Source organism: Pseudomonas sp. LB-090624, assembly GCF_003205205.1.
Taxonomy (GTDB): Bacteria; Pseudomonadota; Gammaproteobacteria; order Pseudomonadales; family Pseudomonadaceae; genus Aquipseudomonas.
In genome coordinates this window covers 112542-135368 of sequence record NZ_QJRL01000008.1, presented here as the reverse complement: position 1 = coordinate 135368, position 22827 = coordinate 112542, and the positions used below count along the sequence as shown (strand labels likewise).

Genomic DNA, 22827 nt, shown 5'->3' with positions numbered 1-22827 from the left:
AGCGGTGGCTTGCCTAGGCAAGCCACCGCCGAACGTAAATTTCCAGAGATCAATACGATGACAGTCACATCGGTTGTGCATTCCAACGCCTTCAATTTCATGAGTTTCATCAGTAGCAGTGTCGATCCGCGTACGGGGCAATATACCGTTACTCTAAAGTTACCCACTGTGCCAGCCAACCATTTACAGGGGCCTGAACTGCCTGTGCAGCTGGCCTTCAACCCTTTGAACACTGAAGACAGTGGTTATGGCAATGGCTGGAACATGAGCCTCAGCCAATACATGCCCCAGACCCGCACCTTGTATTTGTATACGGGCGAGCAGTTCGTCGTTTCCAGCATCACTAGCCAGCCGGCGGTCATCGATGAACAGAAACTCGTAAGTTTCAAGTTATACCGTGACGACGACGATAATTATCGGGTGGTGCACAAGTCTGGTCAGGTGGAACACCTGCGTGTCCGCTCAAGTAATGGCAAGCAGGTGGCGCTGCCCTATCGCGTCTATGCGCAGAGTGGGCATTGGATCGAGTTGGACTACACCGCTCCACCGGGCATTACTCACCAGTGCCTGAAGTCCATAAAGGACATGGCCGGTAAATCCTTGCTGGAGGTGGAATACGTTAACCGCGACCGCTACAACTTCCATGTGGCCACTCGAGCGAATACCGGCCCGTCGCGGGCGACCTACTCGGTGCAATTGACCGGTAGGGACGTCAGGAAAGTGGTACTGCCAACCCAGGACCAAGGCAGTTGGCGGTTTGACTACCGCAAGGACGCGAGCACGCAAGACATGAACTGTCTGAAGTACGTGGCCACGCCGACCGGCAGCGTCGAGACCATTACCTATGATAATGCCGGCCATCAGTTGCCAGCGGGTGCGCCTGTCGATCGGCTGCCGCGGGTGAAGAGCCACGTGCTTGCCCCTCAGGGCGGGCAGAAGTTGATCGAAACGCAGTATACCTACAGCGCCGAGAACTTCATAGGGGGGAACAGCTCGGTCTCTTGGGCGAAGGGGAAGGACAACCTCTATCAAGCTGGCGCGTCGTACGTGTATTCCAGCACCGAGCAGTTGGTTGTACAAGATGAAGTCGTGCGCCAGATCGTCCGCACGTACGACCGCCATCATCTGATGACGCGACAGGTAACCGAACAACTGAGTGACGTGCTCGATTACGACAAGGCCGACGAACCCGAACAGCAATGGTACGTGACGCAGACCACCACAGCCTACCACGGTAACGCGAACGTAGAGTTTGCGCTGCAACCGCCTTACTTCCAGCTACCTAAGCAGGTTACTGAGCAATGGCGAATGCGCCACGATTCGACGCGCCAGCGAAGCGAGGTGCGCGAATACGGCTATGACGATGCCGGCAACCAGACGCTGGAGGTTCAGGCCAATGGTGTGCGAACGGTCAGCGAGTACTACCAGCCTGGAGACAACGAGGAGGATTGCCCGCCAGACCCGCACGGCTTCGTACGCCACTTGAAAAACCGCACGGTCTATCCATCGCCCGGGTTCGAGGCTCAACCACCGGCGCCCATTTTGCGCACGAACTACCGCTATGGCCGTCACGGTTCGGTTTTACCGTCACGCCAGCGAACACTGCGGCGAAAGGTGGGGGAATATTGGTTGCAGCCCAAGCAGGAGAAGCTGATCGAGCTGCCTGCCAATGCGTGGCAGCCGATGCAAACGACCGTGCGTGACACCACTTTCGAGTACATAGCGAACCCCTCTGATTCGCTGCTTCACGGCCGACTGCAGGCCCAGGCCGTCGTCATGCATGGCAAGCCAGAGGCCATGACTTTGACTGAATTCGAATACGATACCCTCGACAACAGTACCGTGCTGGAAACGCTGCAGACAGTGATCGGCTTCGATGACGGTGAGCCGGTCGAGGGCGAAGCGGAGCCGCGCAACTCGACCAAGCAGATTACGCTGCGCCAGTGCGTGCTGATCAACCAGCCGCTGCTCAATCTCGACGACAACGAGGTGGAAATCGCATACGAATACGATGAGTTGAGTCGAGTCACCAAAGAAACCGTATCGCCCAGAGAACCTGATTACACAGCGTGGCGCAGCTACAGCTACACCCTGGTGGCGGCCGAGGGGCAGCTGGCGCGACAAACCGAAGTCGACGTCAAGGGTGTGGCCACGCGGGCCGAGCTCGATGGGATGAGCCGGGTGGTCAAGACCGAGCGGCATGACGCTGACGCCCAGGATGAAAAGCGCAAGGTCGAATTTCGTACCAACTACACCGCCGACTACGATGTGTTCGGGAACCTGGTGAAGGAAGTGCAGTTTGACTGGATGGACGAAATTGATCCCGACAACCCGGACGGGCCGGTGACCCGCATCACCCTGGAATTGCCCAAAACCATCAAGTATGACGGTTGGAATCAACAGTACGCCGAGATCGGTGCCGACGGCGTGATGATCGTGGAGCGAACCGACCTGATCGGCTCATCGCCCAGTGTGCAAGCAGTTGCCGTCGACAGCCCACGCAAAGAGCCCCGGCATGCCAATGGGCCGCACCCAGGCCAGGCGCTCGCGGACGGCCCGCAGGCATTGCGCACCAGCTGGAAGCAAACCCCCGATGGCAAGATCAAGGGGGGCAAGACGATGCAATGGCTCAACACGTTCGACCACCCGATCGAAGTGCAACGGGTGGATACCAAAGGCAAGCGAATCAGCCGCCATCGGTACTTCTACGATGGCCTGGGGCGCAGCGTGCGGGAGATCGATGCCCGTGGTGCGACGGAGCGTTCGGTGTACGACGTGTTTGACCGCGTAGTCGATAAAGTACTGGCCGATGGCAGCACGGTACACCGCGAATATGCTCAGCACAGTGGTGAAGACTTGCCGACCAGTATTGCGGTCGATGGCAAGCTGTTGGGTGAGCAGCGCTTTGACGGCCTGGACCGCATGATCGAGTCTACCACCGGCGGGCGAAAGCGAGTGATGCATTACCTGCCGGGCCACCGCCAGGCAAGCTGGGTGATCACCCCGCGCAATGCACGGATCGATTACGATTACCAGCCGCAGTTGGGTGAGGAACCCACGCAGCGTCGCGTGAGCAACAGCGAGCTCAACTTCCGATATAACCCCTTCAATGCACGCCTGGAAGAATGCATTGAAAATGGCCAGACCGTGCTGGAGCGTGATTACTTCAGTACGGGCAAGATGAAAGTGGAAAAACGTACGGTGCGCGAAGACGAGCCGGAGGCCAAGACCTATATCATGCAGTACCACTATAGTCTGCTCGGCCGGGAGCTGGCCTATGTGGACGTGCTGGGGGCTACGCAGCTTTACAAATATGACACAAAGGGGCGCTTGATCAGTACCGAGCTTGGCACTACTCAGGCCCAGTTCGAGTACGACGAACTGGGGCGCACGAAAAGTTACGTCACCACCGACGGTGCACAGCGCTTGGGCACGTTCTTGCTCTACGATGACTTCGACCGCGAAATCGAGCGCCGTTTCGAGCTGCAAGATGAAGTGCAGGTGCTCGAACAACTGTATGACGCTGCCGATGCGTTGACTGAACGCCATTTGAAGACCGGGGACGGCGCCACCCTACGCCTGGAAAACTACTGGTATGACGCGCGTGCACGCTTGGAGGACTACGAATGCCGAGGTGAACTTTCGCCAGTTGATCACTACGGCAAGGTCATTTCGGCCCAACACTTTACCTTCGATGAGTTGGACAACATCAAGCACCTCGACACTTGGTCGCCCGATGGTACAGGGGGAGAAGAAAAAGATTCCGTGGAATACTTATTCTCCAACCCCTTGGACCCCGTACAGTTGACTGGCATAACCCGTGCCGGTACCACCGTTGAACTGCACTACGACGCTGACGGCAACCTGACCACTGACGAGCAGGGCCGCACGCTGACTTACAATGCCTTGGGGCAGTTGGAACGTGTCGATCTGCCGGATGGTGAGTACGCATTGTACGCTTACGATCCCCTTGATCGCCTGGCCAGCCAAGGCGCGAGTGCGGTGGTGGCGCCCACGGAGAAAGAGCAGGCAACATCCTCTGATTAAGCGGTTCCTCGCCTGCACGGTGGCTGAGAGGCATCTTGGCTACTGTGCAGGTTTTTTCTTTTTTATAGGGCGGTAGTGCGTATAACGCGCACTGTCAAACTGATAAAAATGCCAGTTGTAGTTGTAACCTACGGCGCGTTCAATAGTGTTCATCGGCAGGTTTCTGGTGGCTGTTTTCGGCCCCTGACTATGGAGATGATCGTAATGAAGAGTTCGAGGGAAGCATTCGCGGAAGCTGATCGTGTTCGCCGAGAGGCGCGCAAGATGCAGGGCAGTGGCGCTGTGATCATGTTCGAGCCGGTTATTGAAAACCCGGATGCTGTGCTGGCAGATGCGAGTGATAATACAGTTAAGGCCTCAGTATTGAATGACCCTAACGCAGAGCTGGCGATCATTATTCCTGCATGGCAGAACCTCCCGAAACCAAGCGATGGTCAGGATAACTTGAACGTCTTTCATAAGATTGGTAATTTCGTTGAAGAGATCTATGCGGGCACCTTCGACCAGTCCAATGCAGGGGACCTGCCACTTCGTGTGGTTTTGAAGAAGGGAACAGAGGAATATGGTGCTGATGGCACCCACAGTTTTTTCTATGAAATAGCTTCGTTCTACGATCAGACAATCTATCCCTCCGACCCCGTGGCGATGATTTTCGACCGTATGCCTCCCAACAATGACAATGTTCCTGACGCGGTTCCGGGTGTTGCTGAAGTAATTGATAGCAACGTCGCGTCCGTGAGTGTCCTGCTCCCGGATTACCTCGACCGTGCCGGGAAGGATAAGGTTTACTACTACTGGCTCGACAGCGTTCCCGACAATGTTGGCGGTGTAACTCCGGCTGGGGAGGCTGAGGTCACTGAGGCCGATCAAAAGCTGATTGTTCCTGAAACCTTGATCAAGAACGGGGGGGACGGTGAATGGTTCGTGGTGTACGTGCTGGTGGATAAGGCCGGCAATATTAGCCGTTTGTCCAAGCCCAGGTCGGTTACGGTGGCTCTCGGTACAATGCCGGCGAACCTCCAGGCCCCACTGGTGCCGCTTGCCGACGATGGCTTGGTCGATCGGCTGGATGCGGTGCAGGGCGTTAAGGTGCATGTGCTGGAGTACGAAAACTGGAAACAGACCGATGAAGTCAGTGTTTCTTGGGCGGGCTCGCTAGTTGGGCGACGACAGATTGGCGAAGGCGAAACGTTTCCATTGGTCTTCAGCGTAAGCCTTGATGTACTGCGGCATGAATATGGCGAACCGCCCGTAGGTACCAAGGCAATGCCTGTCAGTTATACGGTCTTTCGAGGGGGGCAGCCCCGCGGTAATAAGGACATTGCTGTTAATGCCAATTTCGAAACGTTCGGGCCTGTGGGGCCAGACCCTGATCCCGACCCGGAATGGCCTGACCCGGTTAACCCGCGGCTGCCTCTATGCGATGTGTTTGGCCAGGGATCGTTGGAGGCTAATAAGCTGCTTCCCGAACATGACCAACAGGATGCCACACTAAAGGTAAAACTCTATGAGCACCTAGAGAAGGACGACCTCATGGAGTTCTTCTGGGGCGGAACCCACATCGAGCAGGCCGACTATCCAGTAAAAGATACCGACAAAGAAGGAGACTTGATCGAGCGACCGATTCCCTGGCGTTACATTCACAGCACCGGTAATGGTGATGTGGCTGTGCATTACCAGCTAACCCGCGGCACAGTCCCGAACCAGCCCACTTCTGCGGATCGACAGGTGGCGGTCAGTGCAATTGTGATCCATCCGGATCAGCCACAGTTCCAAGGTGTCAACGGCGCAGGTTATCTGAGCTGTCAATCGCTTATAGACCCGGACAATTCCACTCGGCCCTGGGCGGTACGGGTCAAAGTCGATGATCTCAGCCAATATGGCCTGAAAGAAAACGACAAGGTAACCATGCACTGGAAACTGTTGCATGCAGATACCGGTAACGACGAAGTTTTGAGTTGGGACGAGGAGATCACGTTGGGAGCAACGCATCCTGTAAGTGGTTTCACCTGGCGTGTTGAACCTTACGATGACTACATACTGCCTTTGTACAATCACAACCCTCCTGAACGCACCGGGCGGGCTTACTGCTGGTACACCTTCGACGCTCCAGCCCGGCGTAATCAAGGTCCGGATGCCCTGATCGTGTCGGATATCGCTGAGCAGAAGATTGCGATGGCGGCGCCCGATGGCCCATGTAAGGTGGTCTTCAAGCGTTAACGAAATATCTGCTAACACCCCATCACGACAGCTAGATCAGACTTTTCCGACATAACTAGTCGGCTGGTTTGAGTAGATTTGCCGTCTTTTCTTGCGGCCTGCCCGGCCGGGTCGCGAGTTTTCCAGCAGAAGAGGTGTTGTCTAATGTCCCCACGCAGTTATCGTCCTGTTGCCCACACGACGCAGGCATTGGCCTGGGCCGTGTTCGCGCCCCTGGCGCTTGCACTGAGCCCGCTGGCGTCGGCCACGACGCCGGTCTCGGGGGAGCGGGTGATTGGCCCCTCGACGCCAGTCGACGACTACCTGTTGAGCGATGGCGCGTCACTGACCGCCAAGGACGCCACGATCGACTATGTGGTAGCGCAATCGAGCTCGACCTTTAGCATGACGGGTGGCTCGATCAACGCGACCGGTGCCCACGACGGCGTCAGACTGATGGCCGGCAGCAGCGCGACAGTGCAGGGGGGCGCTTCGATCAAGTCGGACCTGTACGGCATCCGCCTGTTGCAGGACGGCACTGTCGGGGCTTCGGCCCTGGTCACCGATAGCCATGTACAAGGGGCCAGTGGCGGGGCCTATGTATCCTCGAACTCGGCCCTGACCGCGCTGCGCAGTACCTTTGTGGGGGACGGTAGCCGAGCGGTGGTGGACCTGTTCGGTAATGGCGAACTTACCGCGCAGGACAGCGTGTTCACCGGCGGTGGCGCGGGTATCCGCTTGTTTGGCGATGCCGCTGGCGGCACGGCGCAGGTGACCCTGGTGAATAGCCGAGTGCAAGGTTTGACGGGCCCGGCGATCGTCGTGGGCAGCGATTCGTTACCGGCGGCGACGGTGGATATCGTGGTTGGCCCGGGTTCGACCCTGGTGGGCGGTGACGATGTACTGCTGCAAGTGGCCGGCGGCTCGACGGCCAATATGCGCGTCGATGCCAGCCAACTGCTTGGGGATGTAGTCGCCGAAGCGGGTTCCACTGCCAACTTGACCCTGGAGAACCAGGCCAGCCTTACCGGCCGCCTGGAAAATGTTGCAGGCCTTACGCTCAACAGCCAGGCACGTTGGAACATGGTGGAAGACAGCCAGGTGGGGAGCATGGCGATGAACGGTGGCTCGGTGCGTTTTGGTGAGCCAGGGCAGTACCAGCGCCTCACCCTGGGCACGCTGAGTGGCAACGGTACTTTCATCATGGATGCCGATTTTGCCAATGGCCAGACCGACTTTCTGGAGGTGGGCACCGCAACCGGCAGCCACACGTTGCAAGTGGGCAGTAGCGGCAACGAGCCGAGCCAGCAGAACTCGCTGCACCTGGTACATGCAGGTGCAGGGGATGCGAGCTTTTCGCTGCTCAATGGCTCGGTTGACCTGGGCGCCTTTTCCTACGAACTCGCGCAGCGCGGTAATGACTGGTTCCTCGATGGTTCGCGCAAAGTCATCAGCCCGGGGACGGCGGCGAGCCTTGCCTTGTTCAACACCGCACCTACCGTGTGGTACGGCGAATTGAGCACGTTGCGCACGCGCATGGGCGAGTTGCGAATGGATGAGCGCAAGTCGGGTGGCTGGATACGCACCTATGGCAACAAGTACAACGCCACGCCGGCTTCGGGAGCGGCCTACTCGCAGGTGCAGCAGGGCGTATCGTTGGGGGCCGATGCCCCGCTACCCTTGGGGGACGGGCAATGGATGGCCGGTGTACTGGCGGGTTACAGCAGCTCTGACCTGGATGTGGCGCGGGGGGCTTCTGCAGAGGTTAAAAGCTATTACGTGGGTCTGTACACAACGTGGCTGGATGCCGCCAGCGGTTACTACTTCGATGGCGTGGTCAAGTTCAACCGGTTCGATAATAGCACCGAGGTCAACCTGAGCGATGGCCAGCGCAGTGATGGTGATTTCAACAACCACGGGCTCGGCGCCTCGTTGGAGTTCGGCCGTAATATCCCGCTGAGCGATGGGTACTTCATCGAACCGTATACGCAGTGGTCGGTGGTGAGCATCGAGGGCGCGAGCTATAGCCTGGACAATGGTCTGCGGGTCAAGGGCGGTGACACCCGTTCACTGCTGGGCAAGGCGGGAGCGACCGTGGGGCGCAACTTCGACCTGGGTAACGGGCACGTCGCCCAGCCCTATGTGCGCCTGGCTTATGCCCATGAGTTTGCCACTAACAATGATGCCAAGGTCAATGATCATCAATTCGACAGCGACCTGGCAGGCTCCCGAGGGGAGTTGGGCGTTGGCCTCGCCGTATCGTTGGCTGAGCGCTGGCAGCTGCATGCCGACTTTGACTACAGCAACGGTGAGCGGATCGAGCAGCCTTGGGGCGCTAACGTCGGTTTGCATTACAGCTGGTGATACTGAACAAGGGAAAGCGTTGCTTTCCCTTTTTTTTGGGATTGCGGGAGTGCTTGCATCATGCTCAATGCTCAGGGGTGGTTCACAAAGCTTCGTACTTGGCTGAAGGTTATGGTCAGGTCGTCAGGCGGCAGGCGGGAACTGTTGATTCTCAAGCCGCCGCATGTGCCACAGATGCTGGAAAACGTGCCTGGCGGGCAGATGAACCTGTTGCCTGTCAGTGCGCTGAAGGATCCACTGCGGGTCGAAGTACCGATGTGGCTGAATAGCGACCCCTCCAAAGGGAAGGAAACACTCACGCTGTTCTGGAACACTGATGTCGTCGAGCAAAGAATATTCACCGCGCCGGTGACGGACGCAGACCTCATCATGCATGTCCCCGCCAGTAGGCTCGGGGAGGGCGAGCCTGTTCTGAAATATTGGGTAGAGATCTTCAGTGGTACGTCTGAAGACTCAGCCCCACTTATACTGACCATCGACCGCCAGGCACCAATCCTGGCGAGCGACAATAAGGTGCAGCCGCCTCCCGAGGTGGTTACCGGCGGTGTGACCGTGGTGTACCTGGAACAGAACGGCGATGAGTTGTTGGCGACGTTGCCCGCCTACGATACCCCCCAGGTAGGTGACCGCATCAGCTATTACTGGGACCGGCAGCTGGGTAGTGACGAACTGGTTGATGTGCTCAGCCTCACCCAGGCTGATGTGGCGGCGGGGACGCTACCGAAGTTGAAATACGGCGGTGAAATGATTCGTGAGCGTGGAGATGGTCCGCGATTCCTGCACTATCGAGTCGATGATCGTGCTGGCAACCAGAGCGCCGCATCCACTGTCCTGCAACTGACGGTGGCAGCCACGCCTGCTCCACGCACGCTCTCCTGGCCTAACCTGCCGGCGGCGAAGGGGGAGGAAGAAACGATTGTGCTGGAAACCGGTTCGTTAGAGAAAGATCTGGAGGCATTGATCCCCGAGGATGCTGGCGTCGGTAGCCTGGAGCCTGTGCAGATGCAGTGGGGCGAACCAGGCCAGGTCGGGGCTGTGACCATTCAGGGTGCGCCTGGTACCCGAAGCTTTATGGTCCCGCTGAAGCATGTGCCCGCCCACAGTGGCAAGACCATCCCGCTGTATTACCTGGCCAGCGGCGATATGTCGATCAAGCGCCAGGTCAGGCTGACTGTATTCAGGCCATCTGCGCCGGGGCCTCAGATAACGGAAGCGGGCTCCCAATACCTAAGCCTGAAGGATGTAGGGGAGGGTGTTCATGTTACCCAAGACGCTTGGGGGCTCATCAGTACCGACCAGCGTGTCACGATCAGGGCATTCGCTTACGACGCAGAGTCCCAGTTGCAGGAGCATATCGTGCTCGATCAGCATGCAGTCACCGAGCCGGAAATGCTGGCGGGGTTTGGGCAAGGGGGAACGCTGATCCTGCCACGGTCCTTTTTTGATACGCTGAAAGCGGACATTACATTCTACGTGTGGACCACGGTGAGCCTGGATGGCGGTCAGACATGGCCTGAAAGCGGCAATTTCCGAACTTCGCTCACATTGGTCCCCTGATCCGCCTAAAGATGAACATCGCTTGTCAGTTTTTCGGATGTCGCGCCGTAGTCGTTGATGATCGAGAAGGTTACCTTGGTATCGGGTGCAAGCTGTTTGTCCGGTAACGGATACGATTGTTGTGAGAAGGGCGCCACCATCGCTCTCGCTTGCAGGTTGTGCGCACCGACTTGCACCTGGTTGAAGGTGTAATGATAAGGCGAGGGGTTGTCGACAACCAGGTTGGCCTTGCCGTTGAGTGTCTGCACCGACCATTTCAGCGCTTTGAGGTGCTCTTCGGGTCGGCTTTTCAGGTGGCTAGGGCGATAGAACAGCTTGATGCGGGTGCGCAGGGCGATGTTAAGGATGTTCGCGTTGCTTTCTAACTGCTGGGGGATTTCCTGCACATTGAAGTAGAACAAAGACTCACGGTCTTCCGGCAAGTTGTTGGGCAACCGATTGATCCGAACCATCTGCTGTTTGCCCGGGTCGAGGCGGAACAGTGCAGGTGAAGCGATCAAGGGGACAGGTGTGACAGTATCGTCTTCTTCAGTGTTGACCCAGGCCTGAGCGGCGAAGGTGTGGTTACTGGGATTGGCGACAATAACCGATGAGCTACGCGAATCGGTACCGTGCACGATGCGTGTGCTATCGATTGTCAGCGCTGCTTGTGCTGTAGAAACCGTGGTCGCCATGCAGCTTGCAAGCGCGAGAAGACGTAAAGTGGAGAATCGCTGGATGTTGGACATCGAGAGGGTGGACCTTCGTTCAAGGCTTTTGCATCTGGAGGACCCCAGGTGCCGAGTTGCAGCACTTGGGGCAATGATCAGTTGATCGCGACTACGAAGGTCACGGTCGAAGCGATCTGGCCGTTACCCACTGTATCCGCTGTTGTCTGCAGGCGGGCCGAGAACACCATCTCGGTTGGATCGGTATCGCTCAGCGGGTAGTCCATGGACGGCGTGTCTGGCGCAACTGCACCGGTTTGGTCAGAAATTTTCAGGGCCAAACCTGTGGTGTAACCCAAGCCATCTTGCAGGCCGTAGAGGTCGCCGCTGCCGGCCTGGCCGTAAGTTGGGGTGAAGGTGACATTCGCGACTGCACCTGTGGGGATGGTGCAGGTACTGTCAGGGGTGATCCGTAGTGCAAAGCCGACCCGTGGGGTTTCTTGACCGATGCCGGTAAAGTCCTTTTTCTTGTAGTCGCCCAGGTTCAGCAGTGGCATGGGGACCCCGGTGCCTGGTGTCACGACATCAATAGGGCAAGTGCCGCCAGGGCTGACAGTGCCGGTGAAATTCATCGTGCCGGTGTTGGCCATTGCTGCGCTGCTGCTCAACGTGATGGCGAGTATGGAGAGTATCTTTTTCATGCGTCTTCCTAATTGAAGGCAAGCGTGAAGCTTGAACAGGTATGTTCCATTCGTGCCCGTATTTGCGGGGGATGGCACCTGATGCAGGGTAAGGAAGGCGCAAGGTCAAGTCTGTAGGAGAAGGTTTTCGTTTTGGCGGGATTTAAGAACAGTGTGCGTGTACGGCTGCACTGCCCGGAGCGCTGCCCAGAAAGCTGGGCAGCCGTAACCAGGGTTAGTGGCTGAGGCCCTGCTTCGAGGCGTTCAGCAGTTGCTTTTCCTGATTCCAGTCGAAGGGTTCATCGTTCTGCTCCGCTTCGTAGCGACGCTCTTCCAGTTTCTGGTAAAGGTCCAGTTCCTCGTCTGGCATGAAGTGCAAACAGTCACCTGCAAAGAACCACAGCAAATCGCGGGGCACCAGGTGGGCGATTTGAGGGTAGCGCTGGATGACTTGGCAGATCAGGTCCTGGCCCAGGTATTGGCTTTCGAGCGGGGCTTGCGGCAGCAGGGTAAGCAGTTCGTCGAAGCGTTCGAGGAACAGGGCGTGGCTTTCCTCTGGTACCTGTTCTGCTTCACCCAAGGCCACCAGTATGGTACGCAGGTGGTTCAGCAGTTGCAGGTGATATTCCAGGTGGGGGTTAGCCATGGGGGCGGTCCTCGGGGTGGTTGAAACGGGGCGCGGAGTATACGCCGGTTGGGGAAGGGGCCGCAAAACGGCCCCTGTCTCAGCGTACCTTGCCTTGCTCCGGCAGCAGCTGTGCCTTGTCGAAGGCATCCACATCGATCACCGCACGGCGCGCTTGTTCGGCCGCGTGCAGGCGTTGCGCCTGATCAGGCTGAAGCACGCCGCTTTCGACTGCCGCATCGATCACCGACTGCCCGGGCGCCGGCCGTACCTTTCCTTCCTTGATTGCCTGATGCAGCGCATGGTGCACCGGCGTCGCCTCAGCCAGCAGGTCGCAGGCCCGTTGCAGGGCTGCCACCGGGTCGCCGTCAGCTTGCGGCCGGAAGCAACCGGCCAGCAGCTCCTCAAGTGCAGGGTCCCCTTTGCTGCGCCCGATCAGCGCGGCTACCTCGGCGTCCAGCTCATCGCTCGGCCCGGTGTGCCGACGACCGAAGGGGAACACCAACACCCGTAGCGCGCAGCCGACGAAGCGGTTGGGGAAGTTCTCGAGCAACCGGTCCAGGGCGTGCTCCGCCTGGCCCAGGCTCTCTTCCATGGCCCAGCGTAGCAGGGGCTGCATGTGCTCTGGCGAGCCGAGATCGTGGTAGCGCTTGAGCGCGGCACTGGACAGGTACAGGTAGCTGAGTACATCGCCCAGCCGAGCACTCAGACGTTCCCGGCGCTTGAGCGCGCCGCCCAGCAGCATCATCGACAGGTCTGCCAGCAGGGCAAAGGCCGCGGCCTGGCGGTTGAGGGCCCGGAAGTACCCCTGGCTCAGCGTGTCCCCCGGTACTTTCTCGAAAACCCCCAACCCCAGGTTGAACACCAGGGTGCTGGCCGCATTGCCGGCGGCGAACAGGATGTGCTTCATCAGCAGGTCATCGAATTCCTGGAGCGCCTGATCGTGGTCTTCACGCCCGGCCAATGCCATTTCCTTGAGCACGAACGGGTGACAGCGGATGGCGCCCTGGCCGAAGATCATCAGGTTGCGCGAAAGGATATTGGCGCCCTCGACCGTGATGAAGATCGGCGCCCCTTGCCAATTGCGGCCCAGGTAGTTGTTCGGGCCCATGATGATGCCCTTGCCACCGTGCACGTCCATGGCGTGCTGGATGCATTCGCGGCCACGCTCGGTCAGGTGGTACTTGAGGATCGCCGATAGCACCGAGGGTTTCTCGCCCAGGTCCACGGCCTTGGCGGTCAGCAGGCGGGCACTGTCCATCAGCCAGGCGTTGCCGCCAATGCGCGCCAGCGATTCCTGAATACCTTCGAAGGCAGCCAGTGGCACGTTGAATTGCTCGCGGATATTGGCGTACTGGCCGGTGACCAGGCTGGTGTACTTGGCCGCCCCTGTACCCACGGCAGGCAGTGAGATGGAGCGGCCCACCGACAGGCAGTTCATCAGCATCATCCAGCCTTTGCCGAGCATGGCTTGGCCGCCAATGAGAAAGTCCAGCGGGACGAACACGTCCTTGCCGCTGTTGGGGCCGTTCATGAATGCAGCGCCCAGTGGCAGGTGGCGTTTACCGATGTCCACCCCGGGGGTATCGGTAGGGATCAGCGCCAGGCTGATGCCCAGTGCTTCCTCATCGCCCAGCAGGTGGTCCGGGTCGTAGGCCTTGAATGCCAGGCCCAGCAGGGTGGCGACTGGGCCGAGGGTGATGTAGCGCTTTTCCCAGTTCAGGCGCAGGCCGATCACTTCTTTGCCTTGCCACTGGCCTTTGCAGATGATGCCGGTATCGGGCATGGCCCCAGCGTCGGAGCCGGCCAGTGGGCCGGTGAGGGCGAAGCAGGGGATTTCTTCGCCTCGGGCCAGGCGGGGCAGGTAATGATTGCGTTGTTCGTCGGTGCCATAGTGCAGCAACAGTTCGGCAGGGCCCAGGGAATTGGGCACCATTACCGTGGAGGCCAGGTCACCGCTGCGGGTGGCCAGTTTCATCGCCACCTGGGAGTGGGCATAGGCGGAAAAGCCTTTGCCGCCGTATTCTTTAGGGATGATCAGGGCGAAAAAGCCATGTTGCTTGATATGGGCCCAGGCTTCGGGCGGCAGGTCCAGGTCCTGGCCAATCTGCCAGTCGCTGACCATGGCGCACAGCGCTTCGGTAGGGCCATCGATGAAGGCCTGTTCTTCTTCAGTCAGCTTGGGGGCCGGGTAGGCCAGCAAGGTGCGCCAGTCAGGGCGGCCACTGAACAGTTCGCCATCCCACCATACGGTGCCGGCGTCGATGGCTTCGCGCTCGGTCTGCGACATGGGCGGCAGGGTGCGCTGGAACCAGCGGAATACCGGGGCGGTAAACACGTTGCGTCGCCACTGTGGGAGCGCAACCAGGGCAACCTTCAGGGCCAGCACCACCCAGATCAGGGCCAGCAGCCAGCCAGGGGCATTGCTGAAAATACCCATCAGCAGCACATAGGCCGCCATGATGCCGAGAATCTGCAAGGGCGCCAGGCGCCGGTGCGTGAGGTACGCCGCGCCGATCACTAACACTACCAACCACAACACCAACATAATCGGTCCTCCTTGGAACCAAGGGCTTGAGCCGTTCCAGACAGCTTAGACGCCACGCTGTGAACAGTCTGTTCAGAACAGTGACAGGGTGTGGCGGTGGGAGTTTCAGTTCATTCATACGCCTGTACCGGCTCATTGGCGGGTAAACCCCAGAGGAATACCAGTAGCTTGAAGCCGGTGGTGGGAGCGACTGTCTTGCTCAATTCTGGACCTGTGGCAGCGGGCTTGTCCCGCGAAGAGGCCAGTACAGGCGGTGAAAGTCTGGAGTAGACTGTGCCACCTCCGCATTCAAAAGGACGTTGCCATGCTGAAGATCTGGGGCCGCAAGAATTCGAGCAATGTGCGCAAGGCGCTGTGGATCGCCCACGAACTGGGCCTTAGCTTCGAGTCCATCGATGCCGGTGGCGCCTTTGGTGTGATCAACGAGCCGCACTACCGCGCCCGCAACCCCAATGGCCTGGTACCGGTGCTGGAGGACGGCGACCTGACGTTATGGGAGTCCAACACCATCGTCCGCTACCTGTGTGCCGAATACGGCGCAGAGCAGGGCTGGTACCTGGAAGACCCGCGCCAACGCGCCCTGGCTGACAAGTGGATGGATTGGACCACTTCGTCCTTCGCTACACCGTTCCGCCCGCTGTTCTGGGGCCTGCTGCGCACGCCGGAAGACCAGCGCGACTGGGTCGCGATCAATGCCGCGCACAAGCAGTGCGCCCAGTTGCTGGCCATCGCCGACGAAACCCTGGCCACGCAACCGTATCTGTCCGGTGACCAGATCGGCATGGGCGACATCCCACTGGGTAGCTTTATCTACGCCTGGTTCGAAATGCCCATCGAGCGCCCGGCCATGTACCATCTGCAGGCCTGGTACGAGCGCCTCAAGGCCCGCCCGGCCTACCAGGCAGCCGTGATGACCGCACTCACCTGATCGAACACCGCGGCTGGTTCGATAGTCACTATCAATACACATGACTGTACTTGTGCGGCCAGGCCTTGCACCATGGGCCGCACTCACTGCGCCAGTGACTTCGCCTGGCGCGTCCCTGCACCTTTTTCTTCGGTAAGCGACCCGCTATGAGTTCTGCCCTGTCCATCCGACAGCTGACCAAGACCTACGGCAATGGCTTTCAGGCCCTCAAAGGCATCGACCTCGATGTTGCCGAAGGCGACTTCTTCGCCTTGCTCGGCCCCAACGGCGCCGGTAAATCCACCACCATCGGCATTCTCTCGACCCTGGTGAACAAGACCAGCGGCACAGTGAACGTGTTCGGTCACGACCTGGACCGCGAGCCCTCAGCGCTCAAGCGTTGCCTGGGGGTAGTGCCGCAAGAATTCAACTTCAACCAGTTCGAAAAAACCTTCGACATCGTCGTGACCCAGGCCGGGTACTACGGCATCCCGCCCAAGCTGGCCAAGGAACGCGCCGAGCAGTACCTGACCCAACTGGGCCTGTGGGACAAACGCGATGTGCAGTCGCGCTCGTTGTCCGGCGGCATGAAGCGGCGTCTGATGATTGCCCGTGCATTGATCCACGAACCGCGGCTGCTGATCCTGGACGAACCTACCGCCGGGGTGGATATCGAGCTGCGCCGCTCGATGTGGAGCTTCCTCACCGAGCTGAACCAGAAGGGCATCACCATCATCCTCACCACCCACTACCTTGAGGAGGCTGAGCAGCTGTGCCGCAACATCGGCATCATCGACCATGGCACCATTGTCGAGAACACCAGCATGCGCCAGTTGCTGGGCAAACTGCATGTGGAAACCTTCGTGCTCGACCTCAAGCAGGACCTGGCCACGGCGCCGGTATTGCAGGGTTACCCCTGCCGGCTACTGACCCCGCACACCCTGGAAGTGCAGGTGGACAAGGAGGTTGGCATCACCGCGCTGTTCGGCCAGCTGGCACTGCAGAACATCGAAGTGCAAAGCCTGCGCAACAAGACCAACCGTCTCGAGGAGCTGTTCGTGTCCCTGGTGGAAAAAAACCTGTCGAAGGTGGCCGTATGAGTGTGGAACTGCGCACCAACTGGGTCGCTTTGAACACCATCGTCTACCGCGAAGTGCGGCGCTTCCTGCGCATCTGGCCGCAAACGCTACTGCCGCCTGCGATCACCATGGTGCTGTACTTCGTCATCTTCGGTAACTTGATTGGCCGGCAGATCGGCGACATGGGCGGCTTCACCTACATGCAGTACATCGTGCCGGGGCTGATCATGATGTCGGTGATCACCAACTCCTACGGCAACGTGGTATCGAGCTTCTTCGGCAGCAAGTTCCAGCGCTCGATCGAAGAGTTGATGGTATCGCCGGTATCGCCGCACACCATTCTTGTCGGCTATGTGCTGGGTGGGGTGCTGCGTGGTTTGGCGGTGGGGGTGATCGTGACCATCCTGTCGATGTTCTTCACCGACCTGCAGGTGCATCACCTGGGGGTGACGGTGGTCGTTGTGCTGCTGACCGCCACCATCTTCTCGTTGCTGGGCTTCGTCAATGCGGTGTTTGCGCGCAACTTCGACGATATCTCGATCATCCCGACCTTCGTGCTGACGCCGTTGACCTACCTGGGCGGGGTGTTCTACTCGATCAACCTGCTGCCGCCGTTCTGGCAGACCGTGTCGCTGGCCAACCCGGTGCTGCACATGGTCAACTCGTTCCGCTACGGGATTCTAGGGGTGTCGGATATCAGCATTGGCACTGCGATCACCTTCATGCTGGTGGCCACTGCGGTGCTCTACATGCTGTGCGTTCGCTTGCTGGTCAGCGGCCGCGGCATGCGTGCCTGAAGCCTTGCACCGGCATTGGCGCAGGCGCCACTGCCGGCCCACCCACCAGCGCCAGTAGAGCATGGTGGTGAAGTAGCCAAGGATGCCCAGCACCACACCGCACACGACCGAGCCCAGCAGAAAGGGTTGCCACAGCGTCGACAGCTGGTCGGTGATCCACTGGAAGGTCAGCGCGTCGGGCAGGGTGCGCGGCGGTACCTGCATCAGCCAGGCGCCGGTCATGTAGGTGACGAAGAACACCGGCGGCATGGTCAGCGGGTTGGTCAGCCACACCAGGCTGACCGCGATCGGCAGGTTGCCGCGCAACGGGATGGCCAACGCGGCGGCCAGCAGCATCTGCGCCGGCATGGGGATCAGCGCCGCGAACAGGCCTACGCCCATGGCCCGTGCCACCGAGTGGCGGTTCAGGTGCCAGAGATTCGGGTCGTGCAGCAACTTGCCGAAAAAGCGTAACGACTTGTGTTCCCGAATGCTGGTCGGGTCCGGCATGTAGCGTTTGAACAGTCGGCGCGGCATGTAGGCTCCCGGAGCGTTGATCCGGGCAGTATGCCCTTATTCCCGATCAGCCTTGTTTAGAGTTTGTGACAATTGTTTAGCGAGCTTTGTCGGCAATTGGGCTATGCCTCAGCAGGTGATCTGCCTTCTGGAGCTCTACCTCATGCGCACAGGGATGTTTGCGCTCGCGCTCGGGCTGATCTGCCTGGGCTTTCTCCCCGGATTGCCATCGGTCGGATGGTTGCTAACGCTGGCTGCCTGCGCTGCCGTCAGCCTGGTTACCCGCGCTTGGCCGTTGGGCTGTTTCCTGCTGGGCCTGTGTTGGGCGTGCTGGTCTGCACAGCAGGCCCTCGATGATCGACTGGCTGCCGGCCTGGATGGCCGTACCTTGTGGCTGGAGGGGCGGGTGGTGGGCTTGCCAGCCCGAACTGCGCAGGGCGTGCGTTTCGAAGTGGAGGCGGCACGCTCGCGGCGGGCCGAACTGCCGCGACGGCTGCAACTGAACTGGTTCGACGGGCCGCCACTGCGGGCGGGTGAGCAGTGGCGGCTGGCCGTGACCTTGCAGCGCCCGGCCGGGCTGCTCAACCCACATGGCCCCGACCGTGAGGCGCAACTGCTGGCGCGTCGGGTGGGCGCCACCGGTACGGTAAAAACCGGGCAAATGCTGGCGCCGGTAACGGGTGGTTGGCGCGATGCACTGCGCCAGCGCTTGCTGGCGGTCGACGCCAATGGCCGGCAGGCCGCATTGGTGGCACTGGTGCTTGGCGACGGCGCGGGCCTGGCCCGAGAGGATTGGCAGACGTTGCAGGCCACCGGTACGGTGCACCTGCTGGTGATCTCGGGCCAACACATCGGCCTGGTGGCCGGTTTGCTGTACGGCCTGGTCGCCGGGCTGGCGCATTGGGGGTTGTGGCCCGCTCGGTTGCCTTGGCTGCCGTGGTCCTGTGGCCTGGCCATGGCGGCTGCGCTGGCCTACGGTTGGCTGGCCGGGGCGGGTGTGCCGGTGCAGCGTGCCTGCCTGATGCTGGCAGTCGTGCTGTTGTGGCGCCTGCGCTTTCGCCACCTCGGTGCGCTGCTGCCGCTGCTGCTGGCGCTGGTCGTGGTGCTGCTGGTCGAGCCGCTGGCGGCGCTGCTGCCTGGGTTCTGGCTGTCGTTTGCCGCCGTGGCCACGCTCATCTATTGCTTCAGCGGCCGTTTGGGCGGTTGGCGGCCCTGGCAGGCCTGGACCCGTGCGCAATGGGTGATCGCCATCGGCTTGCTGCCAGTGTTGCTGGCCACGGGGTTGCCGGTGAGCCTGAGTGCGCCGCTGGCCAATCTTGTCGCGGTGCCATGGGTCAGCCTGGCGGTGTTGCCGATGGCGTTGCTGGGTACAGTGCTGCTGCCGCTGGGTGGGGTAGGGGAAGCGTTGCTGTGGCTGGCGGGTGGCCTGCTGGACGGGCTGTTCCGGTTGCTGGCGTTGGTGGCGCAGCAGCGCCCGGCGTGGGTGCCCCCGGCGCTGCCAGGGTGGGCCTGGCTACTGGTGGTGCTGGGTGCGCTGCTGGTGCTGCTGCCCCGTGGCGTGCCTTTGCGCGGGCTGGGTGGGGTCATGTTGCTGGCGCTGTGGGTACCCAGGGAGCCGGTGCCGTTCGGCCAGGTCGAGGTCTGGCAATTGGATGTCGGTCAGGGGCTGGCGGTGCTGCTGCGGACTCGGCATCACAACCTGCTCTACGATGCCGGGCCGGCCAGGGGGGAAAGCGACCTAGGGGAGCGGGTGGTGCTGCCGACGCTGCGCAAGCTGGGGGTGGGCAGCCTTGACCTGATGGTGATCAGCCATGCACATGCTGACCATGCTGGCGGTGCTGCGGCAATACAACGTGGTCTGCCGGTCAGGCGGGCGATCGGTGGGGAAGCGCTGGATGACGTGCAATTGCAGCCTTGCGTCAGTGGCGAACAATGGGACTGGGATGGCGTGCATTTTTCGCTCTGGCGCTGGGCGGACGGGCAGAGCAGCAATGACCGTTCCTGCGTGCTGTTGATAGAGGCGCAGGGCGAGCGCTTGCTGCTGGCGGGGGATATGGAGGCAGCGGCCGAACGGGCCTGGCTGGCAGAGACTGAAGCGCCGCGTATCGACTGGCTGCAGGCGCCGCACCATGGCAGCCGCAGCTCGTCCACCGAGGCGTTCATCCGGGCGACCGCGCCGCGGGGGGTATTGATTTCACGAGGGCGCAACAACAGCTTCGGGCACCCGCATGTGCAGGTGGTGGAGCGGTATGGGCGACATGGGGTGGTGGTGCATGATACGGCGGTGGAGGGGGCGTTGCGGTTGGTGTTGGGGCGGCTGGGAGACGTTGAGTTCGTTCGGGGGCAGCGACGGTTTTGGCGGGCTCAACAGGATTAAAGGGGGACTGCTGGGTGTACGGCGTTACAGGTTTAGCGCCCATGAGATCGAGCGCCGCCCGCGCGGCGCATCGCGAGCTGTGCTCGCTCCTACGCTTGTTTCGGGCCAATTATGCCTGCGGGATCTGCGCGCGTTCGCCCTGGGGCATGACGGGATATCGCGTCGTACATACAAGGCGGTCGCGCGCGCCTGTCACAGGCGTTACTGGCCATAAACAAAGGTAGGAGCGAGCGGAGCTCGCGATGCGCCGCGCGGGCGGCGCTCGATCTCATGGGCGCTGAACCTGTAACGCCAAGCACCCGTCAGCCCCACCCCCCAATTCCCTGACCTCCGGCAGATGAGCCCCCGGCGCGCCTATGGTAGAGTGGCGGCCTTTTTCCGAAGGGGCGTTTACTGTGTGGGAATTGGTCAAGTCCGGTGGTTGGATGATGCTGCCGATCATTCTGAGTTCCATCGTTGCCATGGCTATCGTCGTCGAGCGCCTGTGGACCCTGCGTGCCAGCCGCGTCACCCCGCCCCACCTGCTGGGCCAGGTGTGGATGTGGATCAAGGACAAGCAACTGACCAGTGACAAGCTCAAGGCGCTGCGGGCCGATTCGCCACTGGGGGAAATCCTGGCAGCGGGCCTCGCCAACTCGCGCCATGGTCGCGAAATCATGAAAGAGTGCATCGAGGAAGCTGCCTCGCGCGTCATCCACGAGCTGGAGCGCTACATCAGCACCCTGGGTACCATCGCCGCCATGGCCCCGTTGCTGGGCCTGCTGGGTACCGTGCTGGGCATGATCGACATCTTCAGCGCCTTCATGGGCTCGCAGATGACCGCCAACGCCGCGGTGCTTGCAGGTGGTATTTCGAAAGCGCTGGTTACCACTGCGGCTGGCCTGATGGTCGGTATCCCGGCCGTGTTCTTCCACCGCTTCCTGCTGCGCCGCATCGATGAACTGGTGGTGGGCATGGAGCAGGAAGCAATCAAGTTGGTAGAAGTGATCCAGGGAGACCGTGAAGTGGAAGTGGCCGGAGGCAAGGCGTGAAGTTCCGGCGCAATCGGCAGCGGGAAAACGTCGACATCAACCTGGCGTCGTTGATCGACGTGGTGTTCGTCCTGCTGCTGTTCTTCGTGGTGACCACCACCTTCACCCGCGAAACCCAACTTCGCGTCGAGCTGCCCGAAGCCAGCAGCGCCGAGCCGGCGCCGGCCGACCAGGGCAAGCTGGTAGAAATCACCATCAGCGCCGAAGGCGTGTATTCGGTGAACAACCACTTGCTGCCCAAGAGCGACCTGGCCACCTTGAGCGAGGCCATCGAGCGTGAGTCCGGCGGCGACAACACGCTGCCGCTGGCCATCAGTGCCGACGGCAAGACCCCGCACCAGGCTGTGGTCACTGCGATGGATGCTGCCGGCAAGCTCGGTTTCAGCCAGTTGCGCATGACCACGGTCGAGGCGGCTCAGGGCACGCCCTGATGGCCATTGCCGACCGTTTGCTCGCTGCCTGGTACGCCGGGCATCCAGCGCTGGCGCTGCTGCGCCCGCTAGCGGCGTTGTACCGCCGTGTGGTCATGCGCAAGCGGGCGCGCTTTCTCAGTGGCGAGAGTGCCAGCTACCGGGCCCCGGTACCGGTCATCGTGGTGGGCAACATCACGGTGGGGGGCACCGGCAAGACGCCGATGATCCTCTGGTTGATCGCGCACTGCCGCCAGCAAGGGCTGAACGTTGGCGTCGTCAGCCGTGGCTATGGTGCCAAGCCGCCACAGCTGCCCTGGCGCGTCCAGGCCGACCAGCTTGCCGAACAGGCCGGGGATGAGCCGCTGCTGATCGTGCAGCGCACCGGTGTGCCGCTGATGATCGACCCCGACCGTTCACGAGCCGTGCAGGCGTTACTGGCCAGTGAACCATTGGACCTGATCCTGTCTGACGACGGCATGCAGCACTACCGCCTGGCCCGTGACCTGGAGCTGGTACTGATCGACGCCGCCCGTGGACTGGGCAACGGCCTTTGCCTGCCAGCCGGCCCCCTGCGTGAGCCGGCGGAGCGCTTGCACGATGCGGATGCGGTGCTGTTCAACGGCGCCAGCGAAGACCGCAGCGACGGCTTCGGCTTTTGCCTGCAGCCGTCGGCGCTGGTCAACCTGCGCAGTGGCGAGCGGCGCACCCTCGACCACTTCCCCCCAGGCCAGCGCCTGCATGCGGTTGCCGGCATCGGTAACCCGCAACGTTTCTTCAATACCCTGCTAGGGCTAAACTGGCAGCCGGTGCCGCACCCGTTTGCCGATCATGCGCAGTTCAGCGCCCAGAGCCTGGCCTTCAGCCCGGCGCTGCCACTGGTCATGACCGAGAAGGACGCGGTGAAGTGCCGGGCCTTCGCCGCCGACGACTGGTGGTACCTGGCCGTCGAGGCGCAGCCCTCGCAGGCGTTCAGCGCTTGGTTCGACAACCAGTTACAGCGCCTGCTGCGCAAGCCCTGAGCCCGTTTTCAATTTCCGGCCACCTGGCCTAAAGGAAGCCTT

The 22827-nt window shown here is 60.7% G+C and carries 15 protein-coding genes and 1 pseudogene; 11 read left to right on the top strand and 5 right to left on the bottom strand.

The window, feature by feature from the left end; all coding sequences use genetic code 11:
* Positions 1-9: 9 nt before the first annotated feature.
* From DMX11_RS11010 to DMX11_RS10995, 4 genes are all read left to right on the top strand, one after another.
* Complete coding sequence (locus DMX11_RS11010) at positions 10-4047, top strand: RHS repeat domain-containing protein (RefSeq protein ID WP_146230351.1); 4038 nt, start codon at positions 10-12, stop codon at positions 4045-4047.
* A gap of 204 nt (positions 4048-4251) precedes the next feature.
* Complete coding sequence (locus tag DMX11_RS11005; protein ID WP_146230350.1) at positions 4252-6267, top strand: hypothetical protein; 2016 nt, start codon at positions 4252-4254, stop codon at positions 6265-6267.
* Between the two features lie 144 nt (positions 6268-6411).
* On the top strand, positions 6412-8610 hold the full coding sequence (locus tag DMX11_RS11000; RefSeq protein WP_110744557.1) for an autotransporter outer membrane beta-barrel domain-containing protein: 2199 nt from the start codon (positions 6412-6414) through the stop codon (positions 8608-8610).
* A 60-nt stretch (positions 8611-8670) separates the two neighbouring features.
* Positions 8671-10167, top strand: a complete 1497-nt coding sequence (locus DMX11_RS10995) for a hypothetical protein (RefSeq protein WP_110744556.1) — start codon at positions 8671-8673, stop codon at positions 10165-10167.
* 5 nt (positions 10168-10172) lie between these two features.
* Here DMX11_RS10995 and DMX11_RS10990 read toward each other — a convergent pair whose 3' ends face one another.
* The 4 genes from DMX11_RS10990 to DMX11_RS10975 form a co-directional block, all read right to left on the bottom strand.
* The gene (locus DMX11_RS10990) at positions 10173-10808 is read right to left on the bottom strand and encodes a molecular chaperone (RefSeq protein ID WP_110744606.1); all 636 of its coding nucleotides are present in this window, start codon (positions 10806-10808) and stop codon (positions 10173-10175) included.
* A 164-nt stretch (positions 10809-10972) separates the two neighbouring features.
* Positions 10973-11515: a fimbrial protein gene (locus tag DMX11_RS10985; RefSeq protein WP_158286173.1), complete on the bottom strand. Its 543-nt coding sequence runs from the start codon at positions 11513-11515 to the stop codon at positions 10973-10975.
* Positions 11516-11729: 214 nt separating this feature from the next.
* Positions 11730-12140, bottom strand: a complete 411-nt coding sequence (locus tag DMX11_RS10980) for a PA2817 family protein (RefSeq protein ID WP_110744555.1) — start codon at positions 12138-12140, stop codon at positions 11730-11732.
* Positions 12141-12219: 79 nt separating this feature from the next.
* Positions 12220-14667, bottom strand: coding sequence for an acyl-CoA dehydrogenase (locus tag DMX11_RS10975; RefSeq protein ID WP_110744554.1), 2448 nt, complete (start codon positions 14665-14667; stop codon positions 12220-12222).
* 304 nt (positions 14668-14971) lie between these two features.
* Between DMX11_RS10975 and DMX11_RS10970 the strand changes: the two genes are divergently transcribed.
* The 3 genes from DMX11_RS10970 (at position 14972) to DMX11_RS10960 (ending at position 17450) form a co-directional block, all read left to right on the top strand.
* Positions 14972-15595: a glutathione S-transferase gene (locus DMX11_RS10970; RefSeq protein ID WP_110744553.1), complete on the top strand. Its 624-nt coding sequence runs from the start codon at positions 14972-14974 to the stop codon at positions 15593-15595.
* Between the two features lie 146 nt (positions 15596-15741).
* Positions 15742-16674 (top strand): ABC transporter ATP-binding protein, encoded by a 933-nt coding sequence (locus DMX11_RS10965; protein ID WP_110744552.1) that lies wholly within the window; start codon positions 15742-15744, stop codon positions 16672-16674.
* Positions 16671-17450 (top strand): ABC transporter permease, encoded by a 780-nt coding sequence (locus DMX11_RS10960; protein WP_110744551.1) that lies wholly within the window; start codon positions 16671-16673, stop codon positions 17448-17450. The genes DMX11_RS10965 and DMX11_RS10960 overlap by 4 nt, the downstream gene beginning before the upstream one ends.
* Positions 17451-17459: 9 nt before the next feature.
* On the opposite strand, the pseudogene DMX11_RS10955 reads toward DMX11_RS10960, so the two are convergent.
* Positions 17460-17966 (bottom strand): annotated as a pseudogene (locus DMX11_RS10955) (DUF2062 domain-containing protein); the annotation flags it as partial.
* A 142-nt stretch (positions 17967-18108) separates the two neighbouring features.
* Here DMX11_RS10955 and DMX11_RS10950 point away from each other — a divergent pair.
* The 4 genes from DMX11_RS10950 (at position 18109) to lpxK (ending at position 22785) form a co-directional block, all read left to right on the top strand.
* Positions 18109-20322, top strand: a complete 2214-nt coding sequence (locus DMX11_RS10950) for a DNA internalization-related competence protein ComEC/Rec2 (RefSeq protein WP_110744550.1) — start codon at positions 18109-18111, stop codon at positions 20320-20322.
* 395 nt (positions 20323-20717) lie between these two features.
* A complete protein-coding gene (locus DMX11_RS10945; protein WP_003247132.1) occupies positions 20718-21353 on the top strand; it encodes a MotA/TolQ/ExbB proton channel family protein in 636 nt (211 codons plus the stop codon).
* Positions 21350-21784, top strand: a complete 435-nt coding sequence (locus tag DMX11_RS10940) for a biopolymer transporter ExbD (protein ID WP_110744549.1) — start codon at positions 21350-21352, stop codon at positions 21782-21784. Before DMX11_RS10945 ends, DMX11_RS10940 begins: the two co-directional genes overlap by 4 nt.
* Positions 21784-22785: a tetraacyldisaccharide 4'-kinase gene (gene lpxK, locus DMX11_RS10935; protein WP_110744548.1), complete on the top strand. Its 1002-nt coding sequence runs from the start codon at positions 21784-21786 to the stop codon at positions 22783-22785. Before DMX11_RS10940 ends, lpxK begins: the two co-directional genes overlap by 1 nt.
* Positions 22786-22827: the final 42 nt, after the last annotated feature.

Coding starts and splice junctions, on each gene's coding strand:
- DMX11_RS11005 (WP_146230350.1), top strand. CDS start 4,252: ATGAAGAGTTCGAGGGAAGCATTCGCGGAAGCTGATCGTGTTCGCCGA.
- DMX11_RS11000 (WP_110744557.1), top strand. CDS start 6,412: ATGTCCCCACGCAGTTATCGTCCTGTTGCCCACACGACGCAGGCATTG.
- DMX11_RS10995 (WP_110744556.1), top strand. CDS start 8,671: ATGCTCAATGCTCAGGGGTGGTTCACAAAGCTTCGTACTTGGCTGAAG.
- DMX11_RS10985 (WP_158286173.1), bottom strand. CDS start 11,515: ATGAAAAAGATACTCTCCATACTCGCCATCACGTTGAGCAGCAGCGCA.
- DMX11_RS10980 (WP_110744555.1), bottom strand. CDS start 12,140: ATGGCTAACCCCCACCTGGAATATCACCTGCAACTGCTGAACCACCTG.
- DMX11_RS10975 (WP_110744554.1), bottom strand. CDS start 14,667: ATGTTGGTGTTGTGGTTGGTAGTGTTAGTGATCGGCGCGGCGTACCTC.
- DMX11_RS10970 (WP_110744553.1), top strand. CDS start 14,972: ATGCTGAAGATCTGGGGCCGCAAGAATTCGAGCAATGTGCGCAAGGCG.
- DMX11_RS10965 (WP_110744552.1), top strand. CDS start 15,742: ATGAGTTCTGCCCTGTCCATCCGACAGCTGACCAAGACCTACGGCAAT.
- DMX11_RS10960 (WP_110744551.1), top strand. CDS start 16,671: ATGAGTGTGGAACTGCGCACCAACTGGGTCGCTTTGAACACCATCGTC.
- DMX11_RS10950 (WP_110744550.1), top strand. CDS start 18,109: ATGCGCACAGGGATGTTTGCGCTCGCGCTCGGGCTGATCTGCCTGGGC.
- lpxK (WP_110744548.1), top strand. CDS start 21,784: ATGGCCATTGCCGACCGTTTGCTCGCTGCCTGGTACGCCGGGCATCCA.